The 20,016-nt window shown below is 48.2% G+C and carries 18 protein-coding genes; 12 read left to right on the top strand and 6 right to left on the bottom strand.

Translation table 11 applies throughout. The features are described 5' to 3' along the window. Window positions 1–397: 397 nt before the first annotated feature. Together SOHN41_RS01910 and pepB are read right to left on the bottom strand one after the other, a co-directional pair. Complete coding sequence (locus SOHN41_RS01910; protein WP_007644953.1) at window positions 398–907, bottom strand: GNAT family N-acetyltransferase; 510 nt, start codon at window positions 905–907, stop codon at window positions 398–400. Between the two features lie 174 nt (window positions 908–1,081). Then, complete coding sequence (gene pepB / locus SOHN41_RS01905) at window positions 1,082–2,374, bottom strand: aminopeptidase PepB (protein ID WP_007644951.1); 1,293 nt, start codon at window positions 2,372–2,374, stop codon at window positions 1,082–1,084. A gap of 181 nt (window positions 2,375–2,555) precedes the next feature. Between pepB and sfsA the strand changes: the two genes are divergently transcribed. From sfsA to SOHN41_RS01865, 8 genes are all read left to right on the top strand, one after another. Next, the gene (gene sfsA, locus SOHN41_RS01900; RefSeq protein ID WP_007644949.1) at window positions 2,556–3,260 is read left to right on the top strand and encodes a DNA/RNA nuclease SfsA; all 705 of its coding nucleotides are present in this window, start codon (window positions 2,556–2,558) and stop codon (window positions 3,258–3,260) included. A gap of 163 nt (window positions 3,261–3,423) precedes the next feature. Further along, window positions 3,424–3,867, top strand: a complete 444-nt coding sequence (gene dksA / locus SOHN41_RS01895; RefSeq protein WP_007644947.1) for an RNA polymerase-binding protein DksA — start codon at window positions 3,424–3,426, stop codon at window positions 3,865–3,867. Between the two features lie 175 nt (window positions 3,868–4,042). Continuing rightward, window positions 4,043–4,936: a tRNA glutamyl-Q(34) synthetase GluQRS gene (gene gluQRS / locus SOHN41_RS01890; protein ID WP_037457849.1), complete on the top strand. Its 894-nt coding sequence runs from the start codon at window positions 4,043–4,045 to the stop codon at window positions 4,934–4,936. A 19-nt stretch (window positions 4,937–4,955) separates the two neighbouring features. After that, a complete protein-coding gene (locus tag SOHN41_RS01885) occupies window positions 4,956–6,452 on the top strand; it encodes a polynucleotide adenylyltransferase PcnB (protein ID WP_037457848.1) in 1,497 nt (498 codons plus the stop codon). Then, window positions 6,452–6,940, top strand: a complete 489-nt coding sequence (folK, locus tag SOHN41_RS01880) for a 2-amino-4-hydroxy-6-hydroxymethyldihydropteridine diphosphokinase (protein WP_037457846.1) — start codon at window positions 6,452–6,454, stop codon at window positions 6,938–6,940. Before SOHN41_RS01885 ends, folK begins: the two co-directional genes overlap by 1 nt. A gap of 56 nt (window positions 6,941–6,996) precedes the next feature. Then, window positions 6,997–7,791, top strand: a complete 795-nt coding sequence (panB, locus tag SOHN41_RS01875; protein ID WP_007644943.1) for a 3-methyl-2-oxobutanoate hydroxymethyltransferase — start codon at window positions 6,997–6,999, stop codon at window positions 7,789–7,791. A gap of 27 nt (window positions 7,792–7,818) precedes the next feature. Beyond that, the gene (gene panC, locus SOHN41_RS01870) at window positions 7,819–8,664 is read left to right on the top strand and encodes a pantoate--beta-alanine ligase (RefSeq protein ID WP_007644941.1); all 846 of its coding nucleotides are present in this window, start codon (window positions 7,819–7,821) and stop codon (window positions 8,662–8,664) included. A gap of 277 nt (window positions 8,665–8,941) precedes the next feature. Continuing rightward, complete coding sequence (locus SOHN41_RS01865; protein ID WP_007644940.1) at window positions 8,942–9,445, top strand: hypothetical protein; 504 nt, start codon at window positions 8,942–8,944, stop codon at window positions 9,443–9,445. Between the two features lie 53 nt (window positions 9,446–9,498). On the opposite strand, the gene SOHN41_RS01860 is transcribed toward SOHN41_RS01865, so the two are convergent. Beyond that, window positions 9,499–12,003 (bottom strand): S8 family serine peptidase, encoded by a 2,505-nt coding sequence (locus SOHN41_RS01860; protein ID WP_007644939.1) that lies wholly within the window; start codon window positions 12,001–12,003, stop codon window positions 9,499–9,501. Window positions 12,004–12,412: 409 nt separating this feature from the next. On the opposite strand from SOHN41_RS01860, the gene SOHN41_RS01855 reads away from it, so the two are divergent. Together SOHN41_RS01855 and SOHN41_RS01850 are read left to right on the top strand one after the other, a co-directional pair. Further along, window positions 12,413–12,832, top strand: coding sequence for a curlin (locus tag SOHN41_RS01855; RefSeq protein WP_037457843.1), 420 nt, complete (start codon window positions 12,413–12,415; stop codon window positions 12,830–12,832). Window positions 12,833–12,846: 14 nt separating this feature from the next. Next, on the top strand, window positions 12,847–14,355 hold the full coding sequence (locus tag SOHN41_RS01850; protein ID WP_007644937.1) for a curlin: 1,509 nt from the start codon (window positions 12,847–12,849) through the stop codon (window positions 14,353–14,355). 114 nt (window positions 14,356–14,469) lie between these two features. Here SOHN41_RS01850 and SOHN41_RS01845 read toward each other — a convergent pair whose 3' ends face one another. Together SOHN41_RS01845 and SOHN41_RS01840 are read right to left on the bottom strand one after the other, a co-directional pair. Next, a complete protein-coding gene (locus SOHN41_RS01845) occupies window positions 14,470–15,135 on the bottom strand; it encodes a helix-turn-helix transcriptional regulator (protein WP_007644936.1) in 666 nt (221 codons plus the stop codon). Window positions 15,136–15,770: 635 nt separating this feature from the next. After that, on the bottom strand, window positions 15,771–16,379 hold the full coding sequence (locus tag SOHN41_RS01840) for a DUF2238 domain-containing protein (protein WP_007644935.1): 609 nt from the start codon (window positions 16,377–16,379) through the stop codon (window positions 15,771–15,773). A 154-nt stretch (window positions 16,380–16,533) separates the two neighbouring features. Between SOHN41_RS01840 and serA the strand changes: the two genes are divergently transcribed. Then, window positions 16,534–17,763, top strand: coding sequence for a phosphoglycerate dehydrogenase (serA, locus tag SOHN41_RS01835; RefSeq protein ID WP_007644933.1), 1,230 nt, complete (start codon window positions 16,534–16,536; stop codon window positions 17,761–17,763). A 153-nt stretch (window positions 17,764–17,916) separates the two neighbouring features. Further along, the gene (gene ygfZ, locus SOHN41_RS01830; protein WP_007644931.1) at window positions 17,917–18,879 is read left to right on the top strand and encodes a tRNA-modifying protein YgfZ; all 963 of its coding nucleotides are present in this window, start codon (window positions 17,917–17,919) and stop codon (window positions 18,877–18,879) included. 62 nt (window positions 18,880–18,941) lie between these two features. Here ygfZ and SOHN41_RS01825 read toward each other — a convergent pair whose 3' ends face one another. Further along, window positions 18,942–19,958: a response regulator gene (locus tag SOHN41_RS01825; protein ID WP_007644929.1), complete on the bottom strand. Its 1,017-nt coding sequence runs from the start codon at window positions 19,956–19,958 to the stop codon at window positions 18,942–18,944. Window positions 19,959–20,016 lie beyond the last annotated feature (58 nt).

Genomic DNA, 20,016 nt, shown 5'->3' with positions numbered 1-20,016 from the left:
TGACTAAAGGTTAATGAAATAAAGTCTTTTTTAGCAATAGATTAAGTTTGATTTAAGCCATAGACGTTAATCTTGCCGACATCGGGATTTCAGGCGAAAGAACGATAGTTGGCATACTCTTGGGAGTGAATTCCCCCATCTTGATCTGTTGATTCCCTTGAGTATGCCAGCAACCTTTAACAACATAGGTTCTAGGTTCTAGGTTCTAGGTTCTAGGTTCTAGGTTCTAGGTTCTAGGTTCTAGATTCTAGGTTCTAGGTTCTAGATTCTAGGTTCTAGGTTCTAGGTTCTAGGTTCTAGGTTCTAGCAACCAAGCTTCCTAACAGTTGCAAAGCAACGCCCTAGATTCTAGCTGCAGCGTTTTTTGCTGCGCCCTAGCCGCGAGCTTGCGAGCGTCCTAGCATGCCGAAGGCCGTCCTAGATTCTTATACATCACCTTACATTCCAAGGCGATGCCGCGGGGTGAGCAATAGACAGAATCCTCCTCTAAGCCTTCGCCACCAAAACCACAGTGGCGATAGAAATCAACCGCATTTAAAGTCGATTCCAACCTGAGCTGAGCAATACCCTGATTAAAAGCCATAGATTCAATAAACGTTAACAGCGCCTTACCCACGCCAAGCCCCATGGCATCGGGGGAGACAAACAATGCTTCTAACTGGGCATAGGGTTCATCTAACATGGCAGTGCCTACAACCTTTTTATCCAACGACGCATCCGTAAGTAGCTCTGCCACATAAAAATGTGCATCGACGATACGACTAAATTGCTCGGTCAGTTCGCCTTCGGTCCAAATAATCAGATCGCCCGCAGCATAAAATCCGGCGCAGCCTTTATTGATGGCTGCATTGCGGATATCCCAGCAGGCCTGAGCATCTAATTGAGTCGCCTTTCGTATCCTTAGCATAGTCTTCCCCGATTAATCATCTCAGCCAAATCGAATAACTAACCTTCTGAATCATAATATAAACACGCAAATACTCTATACTGCTTATTGATAGATTTTATACAAGAAAAAACCGCCCGAAGGCGGTGTTAAATCACAGAGTATTGCGACTCGCTAAGCTCAATTAGCGAATGCTTAACCCTTAATCAGCTCGCTAATGGTCAGTACGCCGTGGGTGGTGGCACCCGCGCCCCACAGTGCAGAAGCCGAATCTTCAAAGGCGGCCGCTAAATCGACATGTAGCCATTTAGCTTCGGCGGATACAAAGCGCCATAGAAAACCTGCGGCATTGGAAGCACCACCTGCACCACCGCCTTTGACCGGACGACTGTTTGCCGTATCCGCATAGGCCGATGGGCACATCTCTTTATGCCAAGGATCCAGTGGCAGCGGCCATACGCGCTCGGCAACACTGGTCGCTTTTTGTTGGGCCAGTTGCAACACATCCGCCTGTGGCGAGAAAATCGCATTGTAGTTAGAGCCAACTGCCATCACAGCGGCGCCAGTTAAGGTTGCGGCGTCGATAATAAAAGGCGCACCCGTGGCAGAGGCTGCTTGCAGACCATCGGCCAACACTAAGCGGCCTTCCGCATCTGTGTTCACTACTTCCACTGTTACGCCATTCTTGTAGGTCAGGATATCGCCTAACTTGTAGGCGCGGCCGCTGATCAGGTTTTCAGCACAGCATAAGAAGAGTTTAACCCGTTTGTTTAGACCAGATTTAATGGCTAAGCCGAGTGCGGCCGTCACAGTCGCCGCGCCGCCCATATCGCATTTCATCCCCAGCATACCTTCAGAGGCTTTGATGCTGTAACCGCCTGAGTCGAAGGTAATACCTTTGCCCACAAGCGCCACAGACACAGCTGCATCGGCAGCTAATGGATTGAAGTCTAACTCTAACATTGCCGGTGGACGCTCACTGCCGCGACCCACTGCATGGATACCAATCCACTGTTCTTCGAGCAGTGCTTCGCCTTCGATAATCCGATAGTTCACCTTGTCGCCACCGATATCGGCCAACCATTTGGCCGCTTGTTGCGCAAGTTTTACCGGTGATAGGTTTTCAGGGGTGTCGTTGATCAGTTGACGGGCAAAGGTCGCCACTTCTAAGCGACGTTGTAACTCGGCTTGCACTGAATCATCACCACACCATTGAATTTGATAACCCGTTTTAGCCGTCGCAAAACCCTGTGCAAACACCCATTGAGTGTTCAGATCCCAAAGCTGTCCTTCTAAGACCACACTGCTAATACCTTGGCTGCGCAGTTTACGGGCCGCCATTTGAATTTGGCGCAGCTCATCGCCACCCGCTAAATGAATGTGCGCCCCTTCGACACTAAAAGTCACATCGGCCTTGCCCCAGTGGGCAGCTGGCGCTTCTTTGGTTAGTCGCACTTTCATTAATTCTGTTACTTTTAGTTCACTCATTAGGGATCCTTATTTTTCGATTCGTTTTAGAACAATCAATCAGAACAAACTTTATGGCGGCAGTTTACTGCTAGCCGCCTGCGACGCAAAGCGATTGGCGGCAGTTACTCAGGTAAAATCTGTAAACATTTGCGAAATTTGCTAGTCTTTGGGCTAATGGTTATCGATACAGGTCAAAGGCATGCGCTTTACTCCAGCACTAAAGCAGGGAAAATTACTCAGGCGTTACAAGCGCTTTCTCGCTGACATCGCACTGGCCGATGGCTCTGAAATTACAATCCACTGCCCTAATACGGGCTCGATGCGCAATTGCCTCTTTCCCGGCGAGCCTGTCTGGTTCTCAACCTCCGCCAATTCTAAACGCAAATATGCCCACACTTGGGAACTGATGGGCACTCAAGAGGGGGGACTCATTGGCATACATTCGGGGAATGCTAATGCGCTGGCGGAGGAAGCGATTAGGCTGGGCATGATCAGCGAACTAGCGGGTTATGACAGCCTAAGGCGTGAAGTCAAATATGGGGATGAAAATAGTCGTATCGATCTTTTGCTCGAGAGTGCTCAAAAATCCGCCTGTTATATAGAAGTCAAAAGTTGTACTTTGCTCGAAGGGGGGCAAGGCTATTTCCCCGATGCGGTGAGTCTACGCGGTCAAAAACATTTGCGGGAATTGATGCAAGTGGCCAACCTTGGGTACAGGGCGGTGTTGCTTTTTGTGGTACAACACACACAGATTTTCAGTGTCGCCCCCGCAGAACATATCGATCCTGAATATGCTAAGCTATTGAAAATGGCTGTTTTAGCTGGAGTAGAGGTATTGGCCTATCGCTGTGAAATATCCCCCTCAGAGATACACCTAGCCCAAGCATGCACAGTCCGAGTATGATGTTAAGATCCCGTAAATTTAAAATTAAATTCAATTAGCGAACATAGTCATAAATTTCAATGAAGGCGAACTGAAAAATTTGCCTCGTTGTAAAGATTCTGATATAGATAGCGGCCGTTCTTAAGGACGCCCTACAAACGCAAATGATTACAGGAGATGCGTTATGCCTGAAGGCACCAAAAAACTTGGCGTACTCGCTATCGCAGGTGTAAGTCCCTACCAGGAAAAGCCGGGTGAGGAGTATATGAACGCTAAGCAACTGGGTCACTTCAAGACAATTCTTGAAGCTTGGCGCAATCAGTTGCGTGAAGAGGTCGACCGTACTCTGAGTCACATGCAGGATGAGGCAGCAAACTTTCCCGATCCTGTTGACCGTGCAGCACAGGAAGAAGAGTTCAGTCTCGAACTTCGTGCCCGCGACAGAGAGCGTAAGTTGATCAAGAAGATCGAAAAAACACTGCAAAAAATCGAAGAAGACGATTTCGGCTTCTGTGATTCCTGCGGTATCGAAATCGGCATCCGCCGTCTCGAAGCGCGTCCAACGGCCGATCAGTGTATCGACTGTAAAACCCTTGCAGAGATCAAAGAGAAGCAAATGGCGGGTTAATTTGCCGAACTGGGCGGGGATTCCCCGCCTACTTGTTTCTAAACGCTAGATACTTCATCTAGTTTAAGCCTCGCTCACTTCATTTTATTCCTCGATTCGCTTTTCTCTTTGTGTCCCTCTAAAATACCACCACTTTTGCTAGCGCTTCCTACACTCAGCCTAGATGCTATTGCCTATGTCATTAACGCTTCATCCAAGTAACCAGCCCTATGTTGGCCGTTTTGCGCCCTCCCCCTCGGGTGCGCTACATTTTGGTTCACTGATCGCCGCCCTTGGTAGCTATTTACGGGCCCGTTCCCTCGCTGGTCAATGGCTCATCCGTATCGAAGATATTGATCCCCCACGGGAGGTCAGAGGCGCTGCAGATGATATTTTACGCACCTTAGAAGCCTATGGCTTGGAATGGGATGGCGCAGTGTTATATCAAAGCCAGCGCACCGAGGCCTACCAATCGCACATCGATCTTTTACTGGCCCAGGATAAAGCCTATTTCTGCCAGTGTAGTCGCAAACACATTCAGGCCATGGGTGGTATCTACGACGGCCGTTGTCACCGATTGCCACAAGCCCACGTATCGGGTGCGGTACGGATAGTCAATACGGCGCAAGTCCAGGAATTTGACGACAACTTAATGGGCCATATCTGCGTCGATACCCCATTTGCCGCGGAGGATTTTATCATTAAACGCAGCGATGGCTTGTATGCCTACCAGCTCGCGGTAGTGCTGGATGACGCCTATCAGGGGATCACCGAAGTGGTGCGCGGTTGTGATCTAATTGAGGCCAGTTGTCGCCAATTAAGTCTATATCAGACCTTTGGTTTAGCCGCGCCCGAGTGGTTACACTTACCCCTCGCCTGCCTGACACCAGGATTTAAACTTTCAAAACAAAACCATGCACAGGCCATCGACAAACAACATCCCCAAGCCAGTCTAAATGCGGCACTGGCATTTTTAGGCCAACAACCTGTTGAGACCCAAGGTTCTGTGGCACAAATGCTCACTCAAGCCGTGGATCAGTTTCAATTTTCCACTATACCGCAACAATCTGAGATACTGATCGAGCCCTGATATACTCATTAGGCTGCATTTGGTATATGATAGCCGCCAGATTTTTAATCACATAACAGATCATATTTCGAGGTGTCCCATTTTTCGCCGTATCAGCCAATTCTGCAAGCAGCTATTTGAAGACGCGCCTAAAACGACCGCTCCGACTCCAGCTCAGATTGAACCCCAAATCCCTGAAGTTTCTTCCGGTACCTTAAGCTTGGAGTTAGTGCCAAGAGATGCCCATTCCATCTCCCGCAAACAAATTAGCGAAAATGCACTGAAAGTATTGTACAGACTAAATAAATCTGGTTTTCAAGCCTATTTAGTCGGTGGCGGTGTGCGTGATTTACTCCTCGGGCTCGAGCCAAAGGATTTCGACGTTGTGACCAACGCAACGCCAGAGGAAATCAAAAAACTGTTTCGCAATTGCCGCGTCGTTGGCCGCCGTTTCCGCCTTGCCCATATCGTCTTTGGCCGCGATGTCATCGAAGTGGCGACTTTCCGTGGCCATCACGGTGAAAGTAACGAGAAAGTCTCTAAGGCCAATGCCGAAGGCCGCTTACTGCGCGACAACGTCTATGGCGAAATTGATGAAGATGCCGAGCGCCGCGATTTTACCGTAAACGCCCTCTACTACGATATCAGCGATTACTCCATCCGTTGCTACGGCGGTGGTATGAGCGACCTCAAAGCAGGCACCTTAAGGCTGATTGGCGATCCTGAAACCCGTTACCGTGAAGATCCCGTTCGTATGCTAAGGGCGGTGCGTTTCGCCACTAAACTCAGCATGGGTATCGAAGAAGTCACAGCTAAGCCTATCAAACAGTTGGCTCCGCTGTTAAAGGACATCCCCGCCGCACGTATGTATGAAGAAGTGCTCAAACTCTTCTTTGCAGGCAAAGCCTTAGCCAACTTCGAACTGATGCAGGAATACAAGCTATTCGCGCCGCTGTTTCCACAGGTCGATGCGATACTCAAAGAAGATCCAAAGGGTCCAGCGATGAAGATGGTGCAGGCCATCATGAAGAGCACTGACAGCCGGGTCAACGAAGATAAACCCGTCACCCCTTCCTTCTTCTATGCCGCCATTCTTTGGTATTCCCTGCGCCAACGCGCCGAAGATATTGCCGTTGAAAGCGGTTTGACCTTATACGATGCCTTTTTTGCCGCCATGGGCGATGTGATGGAGCAGCAATGTCAAACCATCAGTATTCCACGTCGTTTTAGTACGCCAGCAAAAGACATTTGGCAGTTGCAGTTACGTTTTGACCGCAGCCAAGGAACCCGTGCCTTTAAACTGATGGAACATCCCAAATTTAGGGCCGCCTATGACTTGCTATTGCTTAGAGGCGAAGCCGAGGGTGGTAATGTCGCTAAGAGTGCCGCCTGGTGGCAACTGTTTGTCGAAGCCGATGAAACCGAGCGTTTGGCTATTGCGCGCAGCGGTAATAAGGCGCTAGGGAATCGCAATCGTAACGCCACCCAGCGCCGTCGCCGCCGCCCTAGCGCACCTAAAGCGAAAGCCGCAGAATAATGACTCGAGTGTTTGTCGCCCTAGGGGCTAATCTTGAGGATCCTAAGACGCAATTGGACAATGCCACCGTCGCCTTGTCCGCCCTTGCCCTAGGAAATAGCTTAAAGGTTTCCCCCTATTATTGCTCGGCACCCATGGGGGATGTCGTCCAGCCCGACTATGTCAATGCGGTAGCCAGTTTTGAAACGGATCTCGCACCACTGGCCCTTCTCGATGCCTTGCAACAGATTGAAAACACACAGGGACGAGTACGTAAAGAACGCTGGGGACCGAGAACCTTAGATCTCGACTTGCTATTATATGGCGATGAAATCATCGATGAGCCTAGGCTTAAAGTCCCCCATTACGGTATGAAGGAGCGCAGCTTTGTGTTGGTCCCACTAGCCGCAATCGCTCCCGATCTTATCCTGCCCTGTAAGACTGCCCTTGGCAGTCTTATCAGTGAAAATATCTTGGCCGAGTTACAACTACTGGGCATTGATCATTGAAGTCCGTCCCCAGTTAGCTTATAACACCACTTCTATTTGGTTTGAAGATCATCCATATGTCTAAAATTACTAGCTCAACCCTGTTGAAGTACAAACAGGAAGGTAGAAAATTCACGGCACTGACAGCCTATGATGCCAGTTTTGCCAGCGCCTTCGATGGCGAAGGTGTCGATGTGCTGCTCGTCGGCGACTCTTTGGGAATGGTTCTACAAGGCCATGATGATACCTTACCCGTGACCAATGCCGATATCGCTTACCACACCCGCTGTGTTCGCCGAGGCATCGAACGTGCCCTGCTGATCGCCGACATGCCTTTTATGAGTTATGCCACGCCAGAACAAGCTATGGTCAACGCCACTGAGTTAATGCAGGCGGGCGCCAATATGGTCAAAGTTGAAGGTGGCCACTGGTTACTCGAAACCGTCACTAAGCTCACCGAACGCGGTATCCCCGTGTGCGCTCACTTAGGCTTAACACCTCAGTCAGTCCATGTATTTGGTGGCTTTAAAGTCCAAGGCCGCGATGCCGAAAATGCCCAGCGCATCCTCGACGAAGCTAAGGCGCTAGAAGCGGCAGGTGCTCAACTATTGGTTGTGGAATGTATTCCCGCGTCACTCGCCGCGGCGATCACCCAAGCCTTAACCATTCCAGTCATTGGCATTGGCGCCGGCGCATCGACCGATGGGCAAATTTTAGTAATGCATGATGTACTAGGTATTTCAAGTGGTTATATTCCACGATTCTCCAAAAACTACCTTAAACAAACCGGCGAAATTCGCTCGGCCGTGCGTGCTTATATCGATGAAGTTGCCCAAGGAACATTCCCCGGTGACGAGCACACTTTTAACTAATAACAGATTTATGCAAGGTAAGGCCCAATGATCACTAGCGCCCATATTGATGATATTCGCACCCAAGTGCGTGCATGGCGTGCCAAGGGCGAGACAGTCGCCTTTGTGCCCACCATGGGCAATCTCCATCAGGGACATATCACCTTAGTGAAGCAAGCGGCACAAAAGTGTGACCATGTGGTGGTATCGATTTTCGTCAATCCAATGCAATTTGGCCAGAACGAGGACCTCGATGCCTACCCACGCACACTGGAAGCCGACAGCCAAGCACTCACCGCTGCGGGGGCGAAGCTGCTATTCACTCCGACGCCTGCCGTTATCTATCCCAAGGGATTAGCACAACAAACCTATGTTGAAGTGCCAGGTATTTCGGATGTGCTCTGCGGCGCAAGCCGTCCTGGGCATTTCCGCGGCGTTGCCACTATTGTCTGTAAACTGTTCAACATAGTGCAGCCCGATGTAGCCCTATTTGGTAATAAAGATTATCAACAACTCTTGGTCATTAAAACTATGGTTGAAGATTTATCATTACCTATTGAAATTATAGGGGTAGACACAATACGGGAAGACTCTGGCCTTGCCATGAGTTCGCGCAATGGCTATTTAACGGCCGAAGAAAAAGCTGTGGCACCTGCGCTTAAGAAAGCCATAGATGCCATGGCGCAGGGCATCAAGCAAGGTGTGAGTATCGAACAAGTTACAGCTGAAGCTAAAGCGAGCCTTATCGCCGCAGGCTTTACGCCGGATTACTTGGAAGTGCGTCACGCCTACACCTTAGTCAAAGCAGAACCCCAGGATAAAGCACTGGTGATTTTGGCGGCCGCATATTTAGGTAAGGCTCGCCTTATCGATAACTTAAGATTTGACCGTTAATTTTACACACAGTTAAAAGGAGCTTCGGCTCCTTTTTTATGCCTAATCGCAGCATCCCACGTTGGTGACAGATAGGCTAACGTCAAAAAATATCCATAGTCAAAAAACTGGTATTATTTTTAAACTTACTCCATAGTAATGACAGATGTTAACTCTAAGTAACAATTAGATCTGCTGTTATAGTGTTTTGTATAGTACAACGGCTCAAATTCCATCAACCATCATGCCGATATGCTAAGTTAAGCTATTACCCAATATACAAAGGATTTGTAGTCGAATGGCTAGACTCATATTGACCCTTATTTGCGTTATGCTACCGACAGTGACCCAAGCAAATACTGTCTATAAATGCCGTAAAGACGACAAAATCGTCTTTAGCCAGACCGCCTGCCCGCAGGAATATAGCCAACACAAACTTGAGTATCAGCTGGGGATCATCACAGAAATTGATTCGGACAAACAAGAAAAGCCCGTCGATCCGCTGCAAGCCCTGCTCAATAGCCAAACCCTATCCAAGGAAAAACTACTGCAATTACTCGACAGTGAACTCTATCGGCTTAAACAGGAAAACAGTTACTTCGAGATACTTAAGATTAGCGAACTACAAAAGCTAGAGCGTCAACGCTATTGGCGCAACAAAACAAAAGATGATCCGGACTATGTCAGCCAAATGAATAATATTAATGACCATTTCAATGGGCTGATCCTAAACAATGATACCGTAATGCAACAATTATCCGCTCGAAAAAACCAAATTCTTACCGAGACAGAGCCCGAATAAATCCCGTAATAGAAAAGGCGACCCTAAGGCCGCCTTGCATTAAGCGTTTTCCCTTAAAATTGAGCAAGGATAGGGGCTGAACACAAAGTCCCTTCCGTTTCGCACACTTGATAAGTCACGCTGCTTGCCGAAGTTGTGAAACGATCGCGGTAGTTACCATCGTTCTCTGTGGTCACCACCAACTCACCGTCACGGTAAAGAGCCACACTGTCACCTAATGCACTATTCCATGCAATATCCACCATAGCGCTACCACGGCGTGAGACTAATGCTCGAGTGACAGAAGCATTGATACTATGCTCATACACTTGAACTTCCATGGTCACAGTATTGCTGTGTTCCATTGAGTCAGTCACTGTGAGGGCCACAGTGTAAGTTCCAGCTGCGGTGAACACATGACTTGGGCTCATTTCAGTAGAATTTGAACCATCACCAAAGTCCCAGTTGTAGCTCACGATATCATCGTTTGCATCGGTACTGGTGTTGGTAAAGGCGACGCTTAAGCCTTCAACGGCAAACTCGAAGCCCGCGACGGGGACCGCTGGAGATGCTTCGCCTAAGCCACTGATCACTAAACCCCAGTTATTGAGAGTACCAGTGTCAGCGCCCGCATTATCGTCCACGGATAATGACCAAGTTCCCTGTGCATTTTCACCATCGAACGCACTTAAGTCCCAGCTCTTAATGATATTGTCGGCGCTGCCGCCATCACGGTTATGCAGTACCACTTCGGTGCCCACAGGCGAAGTTAGCACGACACGTAAGTCACCAATCCAAGTGTGGCTGATATTGACATCGGCAGTCACGCCAAAAATCTGCACATCATCGGCAACTGCAATCGTGCTCACAATACCATTGGCATTGTTATCAGGAATCGCAACCGTGTTCTCATTGCCATAGGTAAAGTCATTTAATCCCTGCGGGAACACATTCAGCGAAACGACTTTAGACTTCTCGACTGCACCATCATTCCCCGTCACGGTAATACTGTAATCCCCCCAAGCTGTTTGTGCGGTTGTCGCAACATCTAAGCTAAATGAATCACCCGCAGAAACGGTTGAACTAGATAACGAAACCCCTTCGAGTGCCGGTGATACACTGACAGTCAATGCTAGGTCACCATCCCAACCTGCCACACTCCCCACACTGAAGTTATAGCTTGCTGTGCTGCCCGCTTCGACCGATTGTGATGCCGGTGACACAGTGAACTTATAACTTGGTGAGGGGTTGGCCTGCTCGAGGGCATTCGCCACATTGAGACGGGTTCCAGCAACGGTTTTACCGGTTAAATCGACGTTAGCATCACCGGAGGCCATCAACAGTGCTTTCATCTCCACAGGCGTTAAGTCGGGATTGAGCGACCATACTAACGCCGCGGCGCCTGTTACATGGGGAGTCGCCATGGATGTCCCTGAATAGGTAGCGTAACCACCAGGAACCGTCGATAGGATCGCCGAACCTGGCGCGCCCATATCGACACTCGTCAATCCCCACTGGGAGAAATCGGACATATGATCGTTGCGATCGGTACTGGCGATCGACAGCACAACCTCGGAATCATAGCTTGAGGGATAGTGTGGGCTGGCATCATTATCGACGGCATCGTTACCCGCCGCCGCCACGAACAAAATGCCCGCCTCACCACCAGCATCGATAGCATCCTTCAGTGCTTGGCTAAAGCCACCGCCCCCCCAAGAGTTGTTGGTTGCTTTGATATCAACACCATGGTTCACTTTTAAATTTGTGAAGTAATCAATACAAGCAATCGCCCCCGCCGTTGAACCGTAACCATCGGCATCGAGGAACTGGCAAGCTGCAATTTTCACGTCCCAGTTTACCCCAACCACACCCACACCATTGTTACCCTTAGCGCCAATAGTGCCAGAAACATGGGTGCCGTGGCCGTTACCGTCCATTGGATTACCATTATCATTCACAGCACTGTAACCATGAACGTCATCTATCACCCCGTTGCCATCGTCATCCACGCCATTACCTGCAATTTCACCCGTATTGACCCACATATTGGCTTGCAGATCGGTGTGGTTATAATCCACACCCGTGTCGATCACGCCGACAACCACATCGGCACTCCCCGTCGTGATATCCCAAGCCTCAACCGCATCGATATCGGCATCGGCGCTACCGCCGCTCTGACCAGTATTATTCATCCCCCAGAGGCTCGCAAAACTTGGGTCATCTGGGGTACCAATCGCCTTGAGAATATAGTTAGGTTCGGCGTATTTCACTGCGGGATGGCGACTGATCACCTTAATGGCATCTTCAATATTGGCGCCTTTACGCAGAGCCAAACGAGCTAATTTCCCGTTTAATAGGTGCCTGAATTTATCATCCACACCATCGGCATTCGCGTCAGTTAAGGTGCCGCGGATCAAACGCTGGGCAGCGGTTCGCTCTGCCTTGGTCGTATTGTCTTTGTACACCACAAGAATCGAGTCTTTTTCATAGACAGGGGCATCCTTAGCCATTGCGGGTAATGCTGAAAACGTCATTGCAGCCGCAATTGCTAGGGCCAGTGGTGAGAGTTTTATCGACATAACAAATTTCCTATAGTCCTTTACTTTGAGGTTCCGGCACCATAATCCCGCAGCGTCCCCCAATGGCATCGGGCAAAGGAGGACTGACAAGGTAATAACCGGCGTGTTTACCTACAAATTGTTGCCATAATGTTTCAACTTAAAAAAGATGCCATGGCGTAAATACGACTTAACTACTAGACCTAGTTGGCTAGATAAAATCCCCAAGTTAGCCACAAACCTTATACAAACTAATTTAAATTCAATTAATTATACATAAATCACCCCGATGAAATTTAGCTCACTCCTAGGTAAATAAATACCCTTTCGGCCGATTGTCTCTCCCCTCTATGGCCCGTACCTTGGTGCCTGAGTTGGGGGGGTTATATTCAACCCCTCCCCAAACACCTATGCATACAAGGGGTCTTTTGTGCCAAATCCATATTCACGCTTTTTGGTACTGCTCATCTTGTTATGTAGTTGTATGGCATCGTCCTACGCGGCCGATGTCAGCGAGTTGCCAATCACTCTGCAAGCTCTTCTGGAACGTTCTGGGCGCGATAATCTTATCGACCTAGTGCAACAAGGAACCGCTAATCAGAGTTTACTGTTCCAATCCGGCAGCAATAACGACGCCTATGTGACGCAAGTGGGCATGGATAACAGCGCCTTTGTGACTCAGATTGGTTCAGATAATGAAGTTCAACTACTGCAAGTCGGCACTCAAAATACGGCTTCGATTACTCAGATTGGTAACAACAATCTAGTGCAATTGAACCAACTAGGAAGCGGCAATTTTTCGATAGAGCAGATTGCAGACGGTGCTGCAATCACAATTACTCAATATTAAACAGGGAGAGTCACATGAAATCACAAGCTAAAAAGTCTTTAATTGCTTTAGCGATCACGGCGGGTTTAAGCGGTCATGCACTGGCAGCGAGTGTTGTTAGCGACATAGGTGTTACACAAACTGGCCAAGGCCAAGAGGCACTCGTCGCTCAAACTGGTCAGCTCAATGCCACGACGCTTGTACAAACCGGTAATGACCAAACCGCAACAGTGCTTCAGGATGGGGTATGGCATGAAGCCCAAGTTAATTCAACGGGCGATGCCAACGATGTGACTGTTAGCCAACAAACCGATTGGCATGTGGCAAGTGTTAATGTCACTGGCAATAACAACCAAGCCGAAGTGACTCAGGATGGTTACTATAACCAAAGCAGTAACGATGTCGTTGGTAATGACAACCTAGTTTCAGTTAACCAATTAGGTGAGGTTAATGAAAGCTATGTTGAAATCACAGGTAATGAAAACAGCGCTTTCGTAGAGCAAGAAGGTGATACTAACCTTGCCGTATTCCGCGTTGAAGGTGATAACAACGACGGCGATATCAAACAATATGGTGATAACAACCAAGCGGGTTTAATTGCACTCGATCTGACCGCCAACGTCGGCAACAACAACGACGTATCTGTTGAGCAAATTGGTAACAGTAACTTTGGTGCTGCTAAAGGGGTTGCGGGTAACGACAACAGTATCGATATCTACCAAAAGGGTGACAGCCATGTGGGCTTCGTTTACGCCTTAGCGGGTAGTGACAACGATATCACGATGAAACAGGAAGGTAACAGCAATACGGCTTACCTATCAATGACTACAGGCGATGATAACAGCATCGATATCGCTCAAGACGGCGACAGCAATACTGTAGGTGATACCTTAGTGGCCGATATTCAAGGTAGCGATAACGATATCAGCATCAAACAAAAGGGTGATAGCAACGGTGCTGAGTTCCAAGTGTGGGGCGATAGCAACGACGTTGACTTAAAACAACGCGGCGATACTAACTTTGCCACCTTTGGCGCTTATGGCACCGACAACGACTTCGACTTATCTTCTAAGGGTGATAACAACGAACTCGTTGCCTTCGCAACCGGTGAAGACAACAGCATTGAAATCAGCCAAGAAGGCGATGTGAACTTTGCTTATGTCGACGCAACGGGTAACGATAACGAAGTCGATGTAGAACAAGATGGCGGTCAAAACGAAACCATCATTACTGTTGCTGGTAACAACAATGCCGATGTGACCGCACTGCAACACCATGGCGATCTGAACCTTATCGATTTAATTATCGAAGGCGATGAAAACTCAGCACAAATCACTCAATCAGGCAGTGGTAACTGGGTGGGTGGCGATAGCGGTAGTTCATTTGCAGCCAGCTCATTTGCAGTGAGTGGTGATAACAATAGCCTACTAATCAGCCAAACAGGTAATGACAATTTAGTGTTAGGCTCTCAAGCGGGAGATAACAACAGCATCAGCGTGACCCAATCGGGCGATATGAACGTTGCGACTGTAGTGCAATATTAAGGCTCACTTCTGTCGAGCAGGCCTAATTAATAGGGCGTGACCATTAAATAAAACGGGAACATTGACATCAATGTTCCCGTTTTATTGTTCCAAGCAAGCGTTGAAAATACCAGTCTAACTGCAAAACTCGAAATGGGTTTGGTAGGTCTGCGCCCAACGTAACAGCTCAACACGGTTACGGGATTGGGTCTTTCTGAAAATAGAAGAGATATGCGCTTTCACTGTATGTTCGCTAATGCATAATCTGTGAGCGATTTCTTTATTTCTCGCACCACTGGAAACGAATTGAATAATGGTCCGCTCACGGGATGTTAGCATTTGCAGCATAGCCACTGTATCGGCGGGCATCTCATTGTTACCATCTAATTTTTGTACGACGCGGCGAAACATTTTGCTCAGTAGGGTTCTATCATACCAAAGTTCATCGGCCACCATTTTACGCAGCCCTGTCAACATCAAATCCATACGCTGATCAGCAAATAAAAGTCCGCGAATGCCGAGTAACATAGCAGACTCTTGATCTAAGGAATTACGTTCAACTTGATAGAGTGCAACGGGAAAATGGGACACTAAACGGGATGCCAACAGGGGAATACCTTTGTTATCTAATGCCGCCCCTTTTTGCGCAATAAGGCAAAAGCTGCGGTGGCTCTTATCTAAATCTAATTCAGCAGCGTGTTTAACTATCCGTGTTTTTAGCCCCATGGACTCTGCGAGTATCGCTAAATGGCAAGGTGCAGCCACTTGATGTAAGAAAACCAACTCATTGATTATGCTCACTTTACTCTTCTCCCTGAAAAGTATCTATTTCTCTTCTGCATGAGACTTATTGAAATTGCCTACAACGCATCATTAAACATTTAATTAGCCTAGCCATTCTGACTAGTTACCCAATGAATGCTATAACCCAAATGTACTAATAATGACTATTTATATGTAGTACGTTCGACTAACTCACTAGGGGATAACGCTTATATAGTGATAAATACTAAGCTGTGACAAAGAAGATGTCAGCCACTACACCTTAGTCTATACCCAAACAACCTGGAGATGCAGGATTCAGCGGGAATTTAACGCACTTTAGGCAAGGCGGTTATTTGCAGACCTAGCGGGCTAAGTTAAAAATAACCAACGCAGTATAAAGTGCGTTAAAACCCGCCGGGACGGAGCGCCTAGGGCACTCCACTTCCGTGTTGCATCAATTCAAAAGGTGGCCGACATTCTTTCATTGATGCGCCTTGAATTGAAGCACCCTAGGCGCTCTGAAACTAGTATCTTCAGGTAGCTTGGGTATAGATAAACATCAATCGAAAGTTTAAACAAAAATTTAACATTGAGAGGTGCAATTTGGAGAGCGAAAATGCCCATGAAGCCAGCGCTTTTAGGGCATAAATGCCTATATTAAGAATAACTTGCTATGAGTGGGCCAACAACCTTGCGATTTGCTTATCCTGCTGACGAGATAACAACAGCAACGCCACTATCGCACCTATTAATGCCAAAAACATATCCGATTGGGTATCCCATATATAACCTTGGGTGCCTAAAAAGGCCTCGGCGCCCTCACCCGTTGCAGCAGCGACCCACCATTCGATCAACTCATAGAAAGCTGAAAATGCCAATACAAAACAAGTCACCAAAAATGCACACCAAGCCCCTGGCTTAACAGCTTGATGACGTAACATGATTTCACGCGCCAACAGCGCAGGAATAAAGCCCTGGGCAAAATGGCCTATCTTGTCGTAATTATTGCGCTCCGATCCCATCCACTGGGCGAGTGTGTCGAACAAAGGCACTTCGGCATAGGTGTAATGGGCACCAACAAATAAAATACCGCAATGTACTAGGATGAGAAAATAGACTAAGGGCGTGAGTGGAAAGCGTTTACGGGTAAAAAATAATAGAGGTACAGCCACTAATGCGGGCAAGGCTTCGAGCCACCAGGTAAAAGGATCTGCAGGTTTTATCGCCGACCATACGAGAACTGAGAGGTAAATACCGCACCAAGCGATTTTGTTATTCAATGTTTCTTCCTCTTATGCGATATTGTTCTAAATTTAGAATATTAACTTTAGCCATCTAGCCCTCCACACTGAGCAAAAAAAGTGCTACTTTGGTGGCGAAAGGCTGTCAGCATATCATAAGAAACATTTCTATTAATTAGAGGGTACCCATATCATGGCGAAACATTCGCTGGACAAGGATAAGATCAAGATCCTGCTGTTGGAAGGCGTCCACCAATCTGCGGTAGATGTATTTGAACGTGCGGGTTACACCAATATCGAATATCACAAAGCCTCTTTGGGTGATGAAGCCTTACTCGAGTCCATCAAAGATGCGCACTTTGTGGGTCTTCGTTCGCGCACCCAATTAACTGCCGATGTGTTGAAACGTGCCGAGAAGTTAATCGCGATCGGTTGCTTCTGTATTGGTACTAACCAAGTTGATCTTGCCACCGCCGAATCCCTTGGTATCCCCGTATTTAACGCGCCATTTTCTAACACTCGCAGTGTTGCCGAGTTAGTGATTGGCGAGATCATTATGCTAATGCGTGGTATCCCTGAGCGTAACGCTATCGCCCACCGCGGCGGCTGGATGAAGACCGCCGCAGGCAGCTACGAAGTGCGAGGTAAAACCCTCGGCGTGATTGGTTACGGCCATATTGGTACTCAGCTTGGCATTTTGGCTGAGACTCTGGGCATGCGCGTTGTGTTCTTCGATATCGAAGACAAACTGCCGCTGGGCAATGCACAGCAAATCCATTCAATGGAGCAATTGCTGGCGCAGGCTGATGTTGTGAGTTTACACGTTCCAGAAACCCCACAAACCAAGGACATGATAGGCGCCGCCGAATTTGCCGCTATGCGTAAAGGCAGCATCTTTATCAACGCATCACGCGGTACTGTGGTCGATATCGATGCCTTAACCGTCGCCTTAAAAGAGCGCCACCTCGCGGGCGCCGCGATCGATGTGTTCCCCGTAGAGCCGCAATCGAATGATGATGAATTTATCAGCCCACTGCGCGGCCTAGACAACGTATTGCTCACGCCCCACGTGGGGGGTAGCACGGCTGAGGCTCAAGAAAACATTGGTATCGAAGTCGCTGGCAAGTTAGCTAAGTATTCAGACAACGGCTCGACCGTTTCTGCGGTTAACTTCCCTGAAGTATCACTGCCAATGCATAAAGGCACCTCACGCTTACTGCATATCCACCAAAACCGCCCAGGCGTGCTGATCAAAATCAACAAAGCCTTCTCGGAAAAAGGCATCAACATTGCCGCACAATATCTGCAAACCACCGCAGAGATTGGTTATGTGGTGATGGAAGTCGACACTCACCAAGCCGAAGAGGCCTTGGTTGAGTTGAAGGCGATTGAAGGGACACTGCGTACCCGCGTGCTGTTTTAAGATTTATGCCCAACCCTATTAAGCATATCGGCTAAAGCGCACATACTGAGGCGCACATATCATTCACAGATATGTGCGCCTTATGCTTTTGAGCCTACTGGAATTCCGTTACAATCTAGCCTCTCACATCGTCTTCATTTTCAGGATCTCGCTATGACTATTTCAGTTTCTACACCCCATTGGGATCTGGACGCTTCCTTGCCTCCACTAATGCTCGCCAACTTATCTCATATGGGCCTGATCAAAGTGGTTGGAGAACAGGGCCGCAGTTTCATCCATGGCCAAGTGACCACAGACATCAGCTCATTAGCCGATAACCAGTGGCGCTGGGGAGCCCATTGTGACCCTAAGGGTAAAATGTTAGCCAGTTTCAGGACCTTTGCTATCCAAGATGCGCTCTTTATGCTGATGCCGAAGGATGTCATCGAAGTTGATTTACCCCAACTGCAAAAATATGCCGTATTTAGCAAAGCCACCTTAAGCAAGGCATCCGATGAATGGACTCTGCTCGGTGTTGCTGGCGAACAAGCAAGCCAATTTATAAGCGAGCATTTTGGTGAGATCACCCAAGAACTGACCTTGATAGACAAGGGAGCGATATTAAAAGATACAGATCGTTTTATATTAGTATTACCCCCAGAGACTGCAGCGGCTTTAGTCGCTAAATCGGCACTGAGCGTATTTGATGCCAGCGCTTGGCAAGCATTAGAGATTTCAGCGGGTTATCCAAATCTTGCCGCCAGTCATGCCAGTCAATACGTACCGCAGATGTGCAATCTACAAGCGGTTAACGGCATTAGCTTCAACAAGGGCTGTTACATGGGGCAAGAAACCATAGCGCGGATGAAATATCGCGGCGGCAATAAACGCGCCCTGTATATTCTGCATGGCCACACTCATCTTCAAATCAACCTAGAGTCAAGTCTTGAAATCGCTATGGAAGATGGCTTCCGCCGTGGCGGCCATATTATCGAGTTTGTACAACGTGGTAACCAAGTCCTATTGACCGCAGTGCTCGCCAACGACACCGAGAGTCAGGCTAAGTTGCGTTTTGCCGATGATGAAGAGTCCAGCTTAACAATCCAAGCCCTACCCTACTCATTAGATGAAGCCTAATACTTTAAGGTGAGAATCCTCCCGATAATAAAGGCGCTAGCAGCGCCCTTATTATCGGAATGTTAGTGTTCAAGATAAGTATCTCTAATTACTATCACCTCTGGCAAAATTTGCTTAAACTCCTCCACTAACTTAGGGTCAAAATGCTGCCCTGCTTGGCTTTCAAGCAATTCCATTGTCGCTTCAATAGTCCAAGGCTGCTTGTAGGGGCGCAGGGATGTGAGCGCATCAAACACATCCGCAATGGCAGTTATGCGCCCCTCTATGGGGATTTCCTCTCCAACTAAACCATTGGGATAACCGGAGCCATCCCACTTTTCATGGTGGGTTAAGGCGATGCGACGGGCCATTTGCAATAAGGGATCGCTGTGCTCACCGATGATCTCAGCCCCTATGGTCGCATGTTGTTTCATAATCTCCCATTCTTCCCCATCAAGCTTACCGGGCTTTTTAAGCACCGCATCGGGCGTGCCAATTTTGCCAATATCATGCATTGGCGCCGCATTATAGAGTAGGTCGCAGAAGGAGCTTGGCAGGCCCAGCTTGACCGCGAGTAAACGTGCGTAATGACTCATGCGCACTACGTGTAAGCCAGTTTCGTTATCTTTATATTCGGCGGCGCGGCCTAAACGGCGAATAATCTCAAAACGAGTATCTTCTAGTTCCTGGGTGCGTTCTTTAACCTGTTGCTCTAGAAGACGTTTTTGATCGTATAGTGCAAGCTGGGTTTTTACCCTAGCCTTCACTATTGGGGCACTCACAGGCTTAGTGATGTAGTCCACTGCGCCCAGTTCGAATCCTTGGGTTTCATCAGCGACCTCGGATAGGGCTGTCACAAAAATCACTGGGATATGGCAGGTCAGCGGCTCCTGTTTCAGCAGTTTGCACACCTCGTAGCCATTCATTCCCGGCATCATTACATCGAGTAATATCAGATCCGGCTGTGCTTTTGCCACCAAAGCCAACGCCCTTGGTCCATCGATAGCCACTTTGACTTTATAATCGTCCCCGAGTATTCCCACTAAGATATCGATGTTCTCTGGGGTATCATCGACGACTAAGATCGTTGCCTTTTCCATGATCAACTTCACCTCACTCTATACTCTTATCTAGGCCTTTGTGCTGTAGGCTTCATCC

Origin of the sequence: Shewanella sp. HN-41, from assembly GCF_000217915.1 — a bacterium.
Taxonomy (GTDB): Bacteria; Pseudomonadota; Gammaproteobacteria; order Enterobacterales; family Shewanellaceae; genus Shewanella.
Note: the sequence above shows the minus strand (reverse complement) of the source record. Positions and strands in the feature narration are given on the sequence as shown.